This window comes from Bradyrhizobium sp. HKCCYLS1011, from assembly GCF_051167795.1.
In the GTDB taxonomy this organism is placed as follows: Bacteria; Pseudomonadota; Alphaproteobacteria; order Rhizobiales; family Xanthobacteraceae; genus Bradyrhizobium.
Genome location: NZ_JBNPTT010000004.1, coordinates 232,330 through 244,937 on the forward strand (window position 1 = coordinate 232,330; position 12,608 = coordinate 244,937).

Below are 12,608 nucleotides of genomic sequence, written 5' to 3' on the forward strand. Positions count from 1 at the left end.
CTTATGACCGCAGGAAGGCGTCCAGCTTCGCAAATAGCGGGTTTTCGCGGTCCAGCACATAGTCCAGCGAGGCGACCGACACCGTATCGGCGCCATGGCTGCGCAGGAAGCTGCCGAGGGCGTAGATCTGCGCCGGCGGGCAGTGCAAGGTCACCATGCCCGAGGAGGTCGGCTCGCCGAACGGGGCGACCACGCCGAACCGGTTATGCGCTTCGGTCAGCATGGCGGCGTCACAGCCTTTGAAGCGGGTGCGCACCTCGCGGTATTTGCTGGCACGGGCGCGCGCGTGGATGTGGTCGAGAATGACCCGGGCGCTCTCGCGCGCGCCGTCCGACCAGTCGGCGTCGCGCGATGCGACCAGATTGGCCTGGCTGCGCAGGATCACGCCGTCGTCGAGCACCTTCAATCCGTTCGCGGCCAGCGTCGTTCCGGTGCTGGTGATGTCGACGATCAGTTCGGCGGCGCCCGCGGCGGGCGCGCCTTCGGTGGCCCCGGCACTCTCGACGATACGGTAATCCACCACCCCATGCGCAGCGAAGTAGTTGCGGGTGAGGTTGATGTATTTGGTCGCCACCCGCATGCGCCGGTTGTGCTGGGCGCGAAAGCCGGTGGTGACGTCATCGAGATCAGCCATGGTGCGGACGTCGATCCAGGCCTGCGGCACGGCGATGACGACATTGGCGTGGCCGAAGCCAAGCGTGTCGATCAGGAGCACCCGCTTGTCGGCATCCGTGATGTTCTCACGCACGAGATCCTCGCCCGTGACACCGAGATGCACCGCGCCGCGCGCGAGCTGCGAGGCGATGTCGCTGGCCGAGAGATAGGCGATCTCGACATTGTCGAGACCGGCGATGGTGCCGCGATAATCACGCGCGCCGCCGAGCTTGGACAGCGTAAGGCCGGCGCGGGCGAAAAACGCTTCCGCGTTTTCCTGCAGCCGCCCCTTGGAGGGGACGGCGACGACGAGGGGCGCGCTCATGACACTCTCCCGCGCGCGGCGATACTCGAACCATTCGCTTGCGCCAGCGCTTCGATCCAGATCGAGAAGCCGACCGCCGGGATCGGCGATGGGGCACCGAGCTGGCTCAACAGGCCGTCATACCGACCTCCAGCCACCAGCGGCTCGGCACCGTTACCCTTGCGGTGCAGTTCGAACTCGAAGCCCGTGTAATAGTCCAGGCCGCGGCCGAATGCGGTGGCGAAGCGGACCTTCTTGATGTCGATGCCGCGCTCGACCATGAAGCCGACCCGGGCCTCCAACTGATCGATCGCGGCGCCGATGTCGAGCTTGGCGTCGCTGCTCAAGCTCCGCAGCTGCGTGATCGCCTCGTTCGGAGCGCCGCTGATGGCAAGAAACCGCTTGAGCACGTTGAGTGCGTCACGGGGCAGGGCGCCGCCCTTCAAGGTCGATTGTTCGAGGAAGCGGTCGGCGATCTCGGCCACCGTGCGGCCGCCGACGGCGGTGGCGCCCGCAATCGACATCATGTCGGTGACCAGTGCCAGCGCAGCCTTCCGGTCACTGCCGGCGAGGGCCGCCAGCACGCCCTCATATTCGTTGCGGGTCGCCAAAGAGGCCTGCGCGAGCCGCTCCAGGTCCTGCTCCAGGGTGATCTTGCGATTGAAATCCTTGATCAGCCGGCGCCGCCAGACCGGGTAGAGACCGAGCGCGTCGATCAAGGCGATGAACAGCGCCACGTCGCCGGTCCGAATCTCAACATCGGCGATGCCGACAGCCGCGATCGCCTCCAGCGCCAGCGCCAGCATCTCCGCATCAGCGGCCGCACGGTCCTGCCGTCCGAAGGATTCGACGCCGGCCTGAAGGAATTCGCTGGGCTTGCCGCTGCGGTAACGGAAAACCGCTCCCAGATAGCTGAAGCCGGCCGACTGGCCGGCCTCGGGCGAACGCAGATAGTCGCGAGCGACCGGGATGGTCAGGTCGGGCCGCAGGCACAGTTCCTCGCCATTGGCGTCGGTCGTGAGGTACAGGCTCTTCCGAATATCCTCGCCCGAGAGGTCCAAAAACGGCTCCGCCGGCTGCAGGATGGGCGGCTCAGCCCTGACGTAGCCGGCCTGGGCGAAGGATTGCAGCAGTCTGTCCGCCCAGGCGGCGGTTCCGGTCATCATCGTCGGGTTCCAATCGGGCTCGCGCTACGTGGGCGCGCGGCCCCCTTAGCATGCCAGAACCGCGGTTTCGACAGGGAACGGGCGCGGGTTAGCCCTGTAACGGAGACGGTCTTAACAGGGATTACCCCTGCCAGTCGCCAAGGACAGCCTGGATCAGCGCCAGCGCAGCAACACCGGCAGTATCCGCCCGCAGGATGCGCGGCCCAAGGGCGAGCCGGGCCAGTCGCGGCTGCCGGAGCAGCAGCGTCCGTTCCTCCTCCGCAAAGCCGCCTTCGGGACCGATCAGCACGTCGATGCCAGTGGCCGGTCCTCCAACGAGCCGAAGCGCCTCGAGCGGGCTCCCCACCTCCGCGGCCTCGTCGCAGAACACGAGTAGGCGCTCAGCCGCGCGCTGGCTGAGGAAGCGCTCGAGCGGCACCGGATCCGTCACCTCGGCGAGGCTGAGAATGCCGCACTGCTCGGCCGCCTCGATCACATTGGCGCGCATGCGCTCGCCATTGACCCGCGCAACCTGGGTGAAACGGGTGATGACCGGCTGCAGGCGGCAGGCGCCCATCTCGACGGCCTTCTGCACCATGTAATCAAGGCGCGCGTGCTTCAGCGGCGCGAACACATACGCGACATCGGGCAGGCGATCCTGCGGTCGGGTCTGCTCCTGCACGGTGAGCTGTTCGGCGCGCTTGCGGCCGGCGATTGCCGCTTGCCATTCGCCGTCGCGGCCGTTGAACACAAGCACGCGATCGCCCGTCGACAGCCGCAGCACGTTGCCGAGATAGTTGCGCTGGTCGCGCTCGAGCGCGACCGTCTGGCCCGTGCTCAAGGCCGCATCGACGAACAGGCGCGGAGCGGAGAAGTCGTAAGCGGGCATGCGATTTGTTCGGGATGGTGGGAGTGAGATTGCGCGGAACCCGCGCTTCTAGGTAGAAGGTGGCGGAAGTCTCGACTCCTGTGAGGAGGTTGTCTTGATCGTCCGCGTGCTGATCCTGGCGCTTGTCGTTGCAGGGATATTTCGGGCACAAGCGGCTCTGGCGCAAGGCACTTTTCCAGCGCCGCTGCCTGGCCAGACAGGTGATTCGGCGCTCCCATCGGGGAATGGCCCCGGGGCAGCGCCTATCGATCATCTCACCAGCCCGTTTTCCGGCGCGACCGGCCCAGTTGGTTCGAGCGAAAGCTGCAGGACGGAGTTCTTTCCGCTGCGCGAGGAGGCAGAGCGGCGTGGCAAGCTGATCAAGGCCGCGAGCGACCGGCATGCGCCGCCTGACGAAGTCTGCCGGCTGATCGGTGCGTTCGAAGACGCCGAGGCCAAGATGATCAAATACCTCGAGGCTCACGCGCAGGCTTGCAGCATTTCCGTGCGGGTGGTCGACCAGCTCAAGGGTGGACACGAGACGACGCAGCATCTGCTTCAGAAGGTCTGCGACGCTGCGAAGCGCATGCGCTCCGCCGGGCCGGACGTGCTGGGTCCGGCACCGACTGCCCCGACTCGCGTTTGGCCTCCCAAAGAGCCGATGGGGGATTTCGAAATTATAAAATAGGACCTCAACGACGCGGCGACGCGATTTGCGCGCAGTTACATACAACTAAGGGGCCGCAATGCGGAACCGAGCTCGCGCCCCGCTCCTGACAGATTTCTCGCGTCTATTTCCGAACCAAAGTCGCGTGCTCCCGGCCGGCGTTCTTGCGAGGACGTCCGGGAGTGACTGATGCGCGGGCGGAGGACCGAGTTGATGATCAAACGTTCGTTGAGACCGCTCGTGGCCCTCGCCGCGATGGTGCTGGCTGGCCAGGCTTTGGCGCAGGGATCATCGCCTGGAGCTGCCCAGCCCGGCTTCAAGCCGCCCGAAAGCTGCCTTAAAGAGTTCACGCCCTTGCGCGACGAAACGCTGCTCCGCGGCAGGCTGATCAAGGCGGCGGGCGAGCGCCATGCCCCAAATGCGGAAGCTTGCCGGCTGGTGCATGATTACGAGCTAGCCCAGAGCAAAATGATCGATTTTGCGATGGCGCATGCTGAGACCTGCGGGATTCCAGCCAAGATCACCGACCAACTCAAGGCGGGCCATGAGAGCACCGTGGCGCTGATGAAGAAGGTCTGCACCTTGACGGAGCGGGCGCCCGCGGGGTCCGGCGACCGCGCTGCGTTGATCGAGCCCGTCGGTTTCAGAACGGCAATCCAGTCCACGGCTATCACGGACAATTCTGGAGCGTCGAACCTAGCTGCGGCGCTTCGGTTGCCCGAACTCTGATCGCGCCTCGCACGGGCCGGTTTTGGTCCGGAACGGCCCTTTTGGGTGGTGGACTGCGTCCCTGCGCCGCGCTGCTCACGAATTCGGCGGTTGTTTACAACTGAGAGGAATCGTAAAAGCCCCTGAATCCGATCGCGCTTTGATCCGGAAGCTTGAAGGACAGCTTGGTCTTGCCGGAGAACCAGCCTTGATCATCCGCAGCTTGATTGTGCCGCTCGCGGTTGCTGCCGTGCCCCTGTTCGCGGGGCAGGCGGCCGCGCAGGGCGGGTTCCCTGCGCCGTTGCCGGGTCAGACACAGACCAGCAGTTCGCCCTTTCCACCGGTCAACGGCAATGGCGGTGCGAGCGTCGCTGCGCCGGTGGCGCCGTTCCCAAGCGGAGGCACGACGCCTTTCGGAGGAGGGGGCGGCTTCGGGGCGGCGCCTCCCATGAGCCGCCCGCAGGGGGGAGCAGCCGACAACTGCATGAAGGAGTTCGTGCCGCTGCGCGAGGAAGCCGAGCGGCGCGGCAAGCTGATCAAGGCGGCGAGCGACCGCCATGCGTCGCCCGATGAAGCCTGTAAGCTGATCGGCAATTTCGGCGCGGCCGAAACCAAGATGATCAAATATGTCGAGCAGCATTCGGCGAGTTGCGGCATTCCGTCCCAGATCGCCGATCAGCTGAAGGCCGGTCATAAGAACACCGAGGCGCTGCAGAAGAAGGTCTGCAATGTTGCCGAGCAGATGAAGCAGCGCGGACCGGCCGCTCCGACCTTGAGCGATGTGCTGGGGTCCTCGGCCTCGCTGCCTGAAGCCAACACTGAGAAGAAGGGCGGATCGGCGTTCGATACGCTGACCGGCAACGTTCTCACGCGATGAGCGACACGGCCGCACGCGTTGCTGACGCGACCGGCAACTGGGTCGATACGACAGCACCGCAACGGGCTCGGCCCTATCTGAGGGTGGCGCGCTACGATCGGCCGATCGGATCATGGCTGCTGCTGATGCCGTGCTGGTGGTCGGCCGCGCTCGCGTCAGGCATCGCGCACGATCTTTCCCGGCTGCCGCTCTGGATCGTCCTGTTTTTCATCGGCGCGTTCGTGATGCGCGGCGCCGGCTGTACCTGGAACGACATCACCGATCGCGATCTCGATGCCATGGTCGAGCGCACGCGCTCCCGGCCGATTCCGGCGGGGCAGATCACCGTCAAGCAGGCGCTGGCCTTTCTGGTCGCCCAGGCCCTGATCGGCCTGGTCGTGCTGCTGCAGTTCAACTGGTTTGCAGTCGCAACTGGTATCGCCTCGCTGCTGATCGTCGCCGTGTACCCGTTCATGAAGCGCATCACCTGGTGGCCGCAGGTCGTGCTGGGCCTCGCCTTTTCCTGGGGCGCGCTCATGGGCTTTGCCGTGGCGTTTGCGCGGATCGACCTGACGGCGCTTCTGCTCTACGCCGGTTCGATCTCGTGGGTGATCGGCTACGACACGATCTACGCGCATCAGGATGCCGAGGACGACGCGCTGATCGGAATCAAGTCGACGGCGCGCCTGTTCGGCGCACGCACGCATCGCGCGCTGGTCGTGTTCTATGGGCTGGCGGTGGCGCTGATCGCGGCTGCGCTGATCTCAGCGGGCGTACATCTGGCGGCCTGGATTGGGCTGGCGGCCTTCGCGGTGCATCTGGCCTGGCAGATCGGCCGGCTCAGAATCGCTGACACGGCGCTATGCCTGCGGGTGTTCAAGTCCAATCGCGACGCTGGCCTCTTGCTGTTTGCCGGCCTCGTTGCTGACGCCGTCCTGCGTTCGCTGAATTAGTTCCGGGCGATGATCTCGCGCTCGCCGTGATGAACGGTCGCGCCATCGAGCAGCTCACCGGTGCGGCGGCGCATCAGGAAGCGCGGGCGGCGCGCGCGAATCGCGTTGCGGCGCCGGCGCCGTGGCGTGGCCTCTTTCGTCTTGTCGTGAAGCTGCGGTAGCGCGAAGGTCTCGCTCCACATCGCCCAAGCGGCCTCGATTTCGTTGTCGTCGATGCTCACGCCGAGCGGGATGCTCAGCGAGGGGTCGCGGTGCACCAGCACCAGCATGTGCGCATCGTCGATCTGGCGCAGCGCGATGCCGCGGAAATCGCTGACGCGAACGTTCACCGCCATCCGCATGCCGCTGACGGCGCGGCGCAGCACCACCCGTTCGCGATGAAGTTCGACCTGCCTGATACCGCCATCGGCACGGATATCGTGCGTCGAAAACGAGACGGGCAGGGAAAGAGGGTCGAGCCGCAGGTTGCGGCCCGACCCAGCGGAATTGCTTCCGCCTGTTGCTGTTTGACGCCTCACGGCTTGGTCTCCCCGCCGGGATTATGTTCCCGGTCGATGCGTGTGACCTTGCCACGGCACCCGCCCGTTTCTGCTTAAAAAGCCTGGTTAATCAGGCGTGACGCGGCCTGCTCTTGTCGGCATGATTGACAAGAGCTTGGCTCGCATGATTGACGAGACCTTGCTGATTTGCCGACAATCTGACGCATGGTCCGCGGCTTACGGCTTGAAGTCCGCAACCCTCGGGCACATCTGGTCCGGATTGGCCACCTTCCACGCCATCGCACCGCTTAGGATCTTGTTCGTGACCGCTTCATCATCAGCTGCTTCGTCGACGAAAACCGTGCAAACCGACCTGTTCGATCAGTCTGCGCTCAGCGCGCTGGCCGAGCGCCTGGTGGAGGCGGCGCGCAAGGCAGGCGCGGATGCCGCCGACGCAATCGCGGTGCGCGGCATTTCGCAGGGCGTCGAGGTGCGGGATGGCCGCGTCGAGGAGTCGGAACGCTCCGAAGGCGACGATGTGGGTCTCCGGGTGATCGTGGGCCAGCGCCAGGCGGTGGTCTCGACCAACGATGTCAGCGGCGACGGCGTGGCGCGCCTTGCCGAGCGCGCGGTGGCGATGGCGCGCGTTGCGCCCGACGACAAATATGTTGGCCTCGCCGATCCGGCGCTGCTGGCGCGCGACATCCCCGACCTCGATCTGCTCGATCCGGCGATTCCGTCGACGGCAGAACTGGAACGGCGGGCTCAGGAGGCCGAGGCGGCGGCGCTGGGCGTCAAGGGCGTGACCAGGTCCGGTGGTGCCTCGGCGTCTGCAGGCATCGGTGGCATGGTGCTGGTGACCAGCGGCGGGTTCCACGGCGCCTATCTGCGCTCGAGCCAGAGCATTTCGTCGACCGCGATCTCCGGCGAAGGCACCGGCATGGAGCGCGACTATGATTACACGGCCGCGCCGCATGGCGCTGACCTGCTGCCGCCGGCGACCGTCGGGCGCAGCGCCGGAGACCGCGCGGTTGCCCGCGCCAATCCGCGCAAGGTGGAGACCTGCCAGGTGCCGGTGGTGTTCGATCCGCGGGTGTCCGGCTCGCTGGTCGGCCATGTCGTCGGCGCCATCAACGGCGCCTCGATCGCGCGCAAGACCAGTTTCCTCAAGGACAAGCTCGGCGCGCAATTGTTCGCCAAGGGCATTCGCATCATCGATGATCCCTTGCGCAAGCGCGGGCTGCGGTCGCAGCCCTTCGATGCCGAGGGCGTCAAGGTCAAGACGACCGCCCTCGTTGACGAAGGCGTGCTGACGACGTGGCTGCTCGATTCCGGCACCGCGCGTGAGCTTGGTCTTGTCACCACCGGCCACGCCCATCGCGGCGTATCGTCGTCACCCTCGCCGGGGCCCTACAATCTGCATCTCGAAGCGGGCAGCGTGAGCCCGGCCGAACTGATTTCGGATATCAAGCAGGGCTTCTATGTCACCGATCTCATCGGCTCTGGCGTCAATGGCGTGACCGGCGACTACAGCCGTGGCGCTTCCGGGTTCTGGATCGAGAACGGCGAGATCACCTATGCCGTGAGCGAGGTGACGATTGCAGGCCATTTGTTCGAGATCTTCAAGTCGATGGTTCCCGCCAACGATCTGGAATTCCGCTATGGGGTCAATGCGCCGACCGTGCGCATCGAAGGATTGACGCTTGGCGGCCGCTGATCTCGAACCTTCCGACACGACCAGCCTGGCCCACGATGCCGAGCTCCTGACCCGAAGCGTACGCGAGGCCGGCCAGCTCGCGCTGTCCTTGTTCGGCACCGACCTGCGGAGATGGACCAAGGGCGTATCGTCGCCGGTCTCGGAGGCCGACATCGCGGTCAACGACCTGTTGGAAAGCCAGCTGCGCGCGGCCACGCCGGAGTACGGCTGGCTCTCGGAGGAGAGTGTCGACGACGAGGCGCGGCTCGGCAAACGTCGGGTCTGGATTGTCGACCCGATCGACGGTACGCGCAACTATCTCGGCGGGAAAGAAGATTGGTGCGTCAGCGTGGCCCTGGTCGAGGACGCCGCGCCAATCCTAGCTGCGGTGTTCGTCCCCGTCACCGACGAGTTCTTCTTCGCCGCGCGCGGGCAGGGCACCACGCGCAATGGCGAGATCGTCAGCGCCTCCGCGGGCACCGCGCTTGACCTGTCGCGCGTGGCCGGACCGAAACCGCTGGTTGAGAAGCTCGTGTCCGGATCGACCCGGATTGAACTTCATCCGCGAATCGGCTCGTTGGCGCTGCGGTTGTGTCGTGTCGCGCATGGTGCACTCGATGCCGCTTTTGCAGGCGGACAAAGTCGCGATTGGGATCTTGCGGCGGCTCATTTGATCGTGCAGGAAGCGAATGGTAAAATGACCGCATTGTCCGGCGATACGATCCTCTATAATCGTCGGGATGTGGCGCACGGGGTGCTGGTGGCAGCAGGACTCGATCGACATGCTGAAATCGTCACGCATTTTCGAGACGCGTCCAAGCTCTGAGCCTGCGATCCGCGCCGATCAAATCGCCGCCGGCTAGTGTTCCGGCGCCAGCATTCGCTCCCCTCTGGGGCCACCTGAGCGAGTGTTGGGGTCAAAGGACCACTAGGTGCGGAATTAGGAACTGTTCTTATGCCAGATAGCGCCTCTCAGCAGCTGCTTCACCTCGTTCTTGGTGGCGAGCTCGTCAACCTCGAAAAGAACGAGTTCAAGGATCTCGATAAGGTTGACGTCGTCGGGGTGTTCCCGAATTACGCGACCGCCTATGCAGCCTGGAGGGCCAAGGCCCAGCAGACCGTCGACAACGCCCATATGCGCTATTTCATCGTGCATCTGCATCGACTGCTCGATCCGGGCCAAGACGCCAAGAACGACGCAAAGCCCGCGACTTGAAACAACTCATCCGTAATACGCTGCGCAGCAACTGGTTTCAGCGTGCTGTGGGCTTCCTCGCGGCCGAATACCTCCGTCTGGTGTGGCTGACCAACCGCTTCACCTACGAGCCGCCGGATGTCTACAGTATCGTCGAACCGCAGATGCCGGCGATTTTCGCGTTCTGGCACGGCCAGCACTTCATGACGCCGTTCATCAAGACCAAGGAGAGCTATCGCGCCAAGGTCCTGATCTCGCGGCATCGCGATGGCGAGTTCAATGCCATCGCCGCCGAGCGGCTCGGCATCGGTACGATCAGAGGCTCCGGCGATCATGGCGCGGCCTTCCACCGCAAAGGCGGGGTCGGCGCCTTCAAGGAGATGGTGCGCGCGCTCGAGGACAATTATAACGTGGCACTGACCGCCGACGTGCCGAAACGCGCGCGTGTGGCGGGCCTCGGCATCATCATGCTGGCGCGGGAGTCGGGACGACCGATCATGCCGTTTGCGATGGTCACCAGCCGTTTCATCCGGCTGAAGAATTGGGACCGCACGACCATCAATTTGCCATTTGGTCGCGGCGCATTGGTGGGAATCAAGGAAATCAGCGTGCCGCCCGACGCAGATGCCGCCACCATGGAACAGCTTCGCCTGGACCTCGAGGCGACGCTGAACGAATGCACGCGCCGCGCCTATGAGATCATCGGCCGTCCCGAGGACTGCCCTCATGGAGCACCCAGTGTCTAATACGCTGCCGATGGCATTGCGCGTCTACCGCGGATTGTCCTCGGCTGCGGCTCCGTTTGCGCCGGCGGTGATTCGGCAACGGCTGAAGCGCGGCAAGGAGGATCCGGCCAGGATCGATGAGCGGCGTGGGCTGAGCCACGATCTTCGACCGCAGGGGCCGCTGATCTGGATCCACGGCGCGAGCGTCGGCGAAGTGCTGGCGGCGGCGGCCTTGATCGAGCGGTTGCGCGCGCGGAATCTGCGCATCCTCATCACGTCGGGCACGGTGACCTCGGCTGCGATCGTGGCGAAGCGCTTTCCGGCCGATGTCATCCACCAATACGTGCCCTATGATTCGCCCCGGTTCGTCGAGCGGTTCCTCGATCACTGGCGGCCCTCGCTCGCGCTGTTTATCGAATCGGATCTATGGCCGAACCTGATTCTGGCAGGTGCCGCACGGCGATTGCCGATGGTGGTGATCAACGGCCGCATGTCGCCGCGGTCCTTTCCGCGCTGGCGGCGGATGTCCGGCACCATCTCGGCGCTGCTGGGCCGCTTCGATATCTGCCTGGCGCAGTCGAAAGCCGACGCGGAGCGTTTCGCAGCGCTCGGCAGCCGCAACGTGGTGACCACGGGCAATCTCAAGCTCGACGTGCCGGCGCCGCCGGCAGATCCGGCCAAGCTCGAGCGGCTGCGTTCGGTCACGCGAGGCCGCCCGATGATCGTCGCCGCCTCGACCCATCCGGGCGAGGACGAGATCCTGATCGCGACGCATCAGACGCTGTCCGGGTTCTTTCCCTCACTGCTCACCGTCATCGTGCCGCGGCATCCGAACCGCGGTCCCGGGATCGCAAACCTCGTCGTTGCGTCGGGGTTGCATGTCGGATTGCGCTCGCGCGATGAATTGCCGATGGCGGCCACGGATATCTACGTCGCGGACACCATGGGCGAGCTCGGTCTGTTCTATCGGCTGGCGCCGATCGTGTTCATGGGCGGTTCGCTGGTGGCGCACGGCGGCCAGAACCCAATCGAAGCCGTGAAGCTGGGTGCGGCGATCGTGCACGGACCGCATGTGTTCAACTTCGGCGACGTCTATGAGGCGCTGGACAGCGCCGGCGGCGCATGGGTCGCCGATGGACGGGAAACCCTGGTCCGGCAGTTCGGTCAGCTTTTGGCCGAGCCGGATGCCCGTCATGCAGTGGCGACGTCGGGCGGTCAGGTTGTCGCGCAACTCGGCGGTGCGCTGGGGCGCACGCTCGCTGCGCTTGAGCCCTATCTCCTGCAGGTGCAGCTCGAGATGGGAGCTTCCATTGCGTGAGCCGGCCTTCTGGCATCGGCCGTCGTCCTGGCAATCGCTTCTGCTTCGTCCGCTCTCCGCGCTCTATGGCGCTGTGGCTGCACATCGTCTGGAGCGCAAGGGCGTCGATGCCGGTATCCCGGTGATTTGCGTCGGCAACTATCATGTGGGGGGCGCCGGCAAGACACCGACCGTCCTGGCGCTGACCGGCATCCTGCGCGATCTCGGTGAGCGCCCGGTGGTGCTCAGCCGCGGCTATGGCGGTCGGCTGCGCGGCCCGGTGATGGTCGATCGCGGCAGGCACAAAGCGGCCGATGTCGGTGACGAGCCGCTGATGATGGCGGCGCATGTCCCGGTGGCGGTGGCGCGAGATCGCGTCGAGGGCGTCGTGCTGGCGAAATCTCAGGGTGCGACCCTGATCCTGATGGATGATGGTTTTCAGAATCCCGCCGTGTCAAAGGATGTTGCGCTGATCGTGATCGACAGCGAGCGCGGCCTCGGCAACGCCAAGGTGTTTCCCGCAGGTCCCTTGCGCGCGCCACTGCCGCCGCAGCTCGTGCGCACCGATGCGCTCGTGTTGATCGGACAAGGGCGCGCGGCCGATCCGGTGTCCACCGCGATTGCCGCGGCCGGCAAGCCCGTGCTGCCGGCCAGCCTGCAGCCCGACGCCGGGATCGTGGCTGGGTTGCTGAGTAAGCCGGTGCTCGCCTTTGCCGGGATCGGCGACCCCGCTCGCTTTTTCCGGACGCTGCGTGCTGCGGGCATCGACGTGCAGCGGGAGCGGGCTTTTGCCGATCATCACCCGTTCACCGCAGAGGAGATCCAGGCGCTGATCGCTGAGGCGGGGAGGCAGGGGCTGGGCCTGGTCACGACGGAGAAGGACCTGACGCGGCTGCGCGGAAGGGACGAGCTGGCGTCCATAGTTCGCGAGATCGCAGCCTTCCCGGTCACGCTGGAGTTCGCGGACGTCGCGATGTTGCGCAGCTTCCTCAGCGGTCGTCTGTTCAAAGCGCGCCAGAAACAATTTCACGCCGCAGGCTGAGCCGCGGATGCCTCGGCTC

At 65.5% G+C, this 12,608-nt stretch carries 14 protein-coding genes; 10 read left to right on the forward strand and 4 right to left on the reverse strand.

The window, feature by feature from the left end:
- Window position 1 precedes the first annotated feature (1 nt).
- The 3 genes from hisG to ACQR1W_RS14055 form a co-directional block, all read right to left on the reverse strand.
- A complete protein-coding gene (gene hisG, locus ACQR1W_RS14045; RefSeq protein ID WP_434851335.1) occupies window positions 2-979 on the reverse strand; it encodes an ATP phosphoribosyltransferase in 978 nt (325 codons plus the stop codon).
- The gene (locus ACQR1W_RS14050) at window positions 976-2,124 is read right to left on the reverse strand and encodes an ATP phosphoribosyltransferase regulatory subunit (protein WP_434851336.1); all 1,149 of its coding nucleotides are present in this window, start codon (window positions 2,122-2,124) and stop codon (window positions 976-978) included. Before ACQR1W_RS14050 ends, hisG begins: the two co-directional genes overlap by 4 nt.
- Before the next feature lie 121 nt (window positions 2,125-2,245).
- Complete coding sequence (locus ACQR1W_RS14055; RefSeq protein WP_434851337.1) at window positions 2,246-2,992, reverse strand: 16S rRNA (uracil(1498)-N(3))-methyltransferase; 747 nt, start codon at window positions 2,990-2,992, stop codon at window positions 2,246-2,248.
- Between the two features lie 106 nt (window positions 2,993-3,098).
- Between ACQR1W_RS14055 and ACQR1W_RS14060 the strand changes: the two genes are divergently transcribed.
- From ACQR1W_RS14060 to ubiA, 4 genes are all read left to right on the forward strand, one after another.
- Complete coding sequence (locus ACQR1W_RS14060) at window positions 3,099-3,659, forward strand: hypothetical protein (RefSeq protein WP_434851338.1); 561 nt, start codon at window positions 3,099-3,101, stop codon at window positions 3,657-3,659.
- Window positions 3,660-3,851: 192 nt separating this feature from the next.
- Window positions 3,852-4,367 (forward strand): hypothetical protein, encoded by a 516-nt coding sequence (locus ACQR1W_RS14065; RefSeq protein WP_434851339.1) that lies wholly within the window; start codon window positions 3,852-3,854, stop codon window positions 4,365-4,367.
- Window positions 4,368-4,557: 190 nt separating this feature from the next.
- On the forward strand, window positions 4,558-5,223 hold the full coding sequence (locus ACQR1W_RS14070) for a hypothetical protein (RefSeq protein ID WP_434851837.1): 666 nt from the start codon (window positions 4,558-4,560) through the stop codon (window positions 5,221-5,223).
- A complete protein-coding gene (ubiA, locus tag ACQR1W_RS14075) occupies window positions 5,220-6,155 on the forward strand; it encodes a 4-hydroxybenzoate octaprenyltransferase (protein ID WP_434851340.1) in 936 nt (311 codons plus the stop codon). The genes ACQR1W_RS14070 and ubiA overlap by 4 nt, the downstream gene beginning before the upstream one ends.
- Here ubiA and ACQR1W_RS14080 read toward each other — a convergent pair.
- Complete coding sequence (locus tag ACQR1W_RS14080) at window positions 6,152-6,673, reverse strand: DUF6101 family protein (RefSeq protein WP_008966846.1); 522 nt, start codon at window positions 6,671-6,673, stop codon at window positions 6,152-6,154. The two genes, ubiA and ACQR1W_RS14080, sit on opposite strands and share 4 nt — an antisense overlap.
- 283 nt (window positions 6,674-6,956) lie before the next feature.
- Between ACQR1W_RS14080 and ACQR1W_RS14085 the strand changes: the two genes are divergently transcribed.
- The 6 genes from ACQR1W_RS14085 to lpxK all read left to right on the forward strand — a co-directional run bounded on the left by ACQR1W_RS14085 (window position 6,957) and on the right by lpxK (window position 12,589).
- Window positions 6,957-8,351, forward strand: a complete 1,395-nt coding sequence (locus ACQR1W_RS14085; RefSeq protein WP_434851341.1) for a TldD/PmbA family protein — start codon at window positions 6,957-6,959, stop codon at window positions 8,349-8,351.
- Window positions 8,338-9,156, forward strand: coding sequence for a 3'(2'),5'-bisphosphate nucleotidase CysQ (locus ACQR1W_RS14090; RefSeq protein ID WP_434851342.1), 819 nt, complete (start codon window positions 8,338-8,340; stop codon window positions 9,154-9,156). The genes ACQR1W_RS14085 and ACQR1W_RS14090 overlap by 14 nt, the downstream gene beginning before the upstream one ends.
- A gap of 129 nt (window positions 9,157-9,285) precedes the next feature.
- Window positions 9,286-9,546 (forward strand): DUF4170 domain-containing protein, encoded by a 261-nt coding sequence (locus tag ACQR1W_RS14095; RefSeq protein ID WP_008966843.1) that lies wholly within the window; start codon window positions 9,286-9,288, stop codon window positions 9,544-9,546.
- A complete protein-coding gene (locus ACQR1W_RS14100; RefSeq protein WP_434851343.1) occupies window positions 9,543-10,271 on the forward strand; it encodes a lysophospholipid acyltransferase family protein in 729 nt (242 codons plus the stop codon). The genes ACQR1W_RS14095 and ACQR1W_RS14100 overlap by 4 nt, the downstream gene beginning before the upstream one ends.
- On the forward strand, window positions 10,219-11,568 hold the full coding sequence (locus ACQR1W_RS14105) for a 3-deoxy-D-manno-octulosonic acid transferase (protein ID WP_434851344.1): 1,350 nt from the start codon (window positions 10,219-10,221) through the stop codon (window positions 11,566-11,568). The genes ACQR1W_RS14100 and ACQR1W_RS14105 overlap by 53 nt, the downstream gene beginning before the upstream one ends.
- Window positions 11,561-12,589 (forward strand): tetraacyldisaccharide 4'-kinase, encoded by a 1,029-nt coding sequence (lpxK, locus tag ACQR1W_RS14110; RefSeq protein WP_434851345.1) that lies wholly within the window; start codon window positions 11,561-11,563, stop codon window positions 12,587-12,589. Before ACQR1W_RS14105 ends, lpxK begins: the two co-directional genes overlap by 8 nt.
- The last annotated feature ends 19 nt before the right edge of the window (window positions 12,590-12,608 follow it).

Excerpts from the sequence above, each read along its gene's own strand:
- hisG (WP_434851335.1), bottom strand. The coding sequence starts at position 979 with ATGAGCGCGCCCCTCGTCGTCGCCGTCCCCTCCAAGGGGCGGCTGCAG.
- ACQR1W_RS14050 (WP_434851336.1), bottom strand. The coding sequence starts at position 2,124 with ATGATGACCGGAACCGCCGCCTGGGCGGACAGACTGCTGCAATCCTTC.
- ACQR1W_RS14055 (WP_434851337.1), bottom strand. The coding sequence starts at position 2,992 with ATGCCCGCTTACGACTTCTCCGCTCCGCGCCTGTTCGTCGATGCGGCC.
- ACQR1W_RS14065 (WP_434851339.1), top strand. The coding sequence starts at position 3,852 with ATGATCAAACGTTCGTTGAGACCGCTCGTGGCCCTCGCCGCGATGGTG.
- ubiA (WP_434851340.1), top strand. The coding sequence starts at position 5,220 with ATGAGCGACACGGCCGCACGCGTTGCTGACGCGACCGGCAACTGGGTC.
- ACQR1W_RS14095 (WP_008966843.1), top strand. The coding sequence starts at position 9,286 with ATGCCAGATAGCGCCTCTCAGCAGCTGCTTCACCTCGTTCTTGGTGGC.
- ACQR1W_RS14105 (WP_434851344.1), top strand. The coding sequence starts at position 10,219 with ATGAGATCATCGGCCGTCCCGAGGACTGCCCTCATGGAGCACCCAGTG.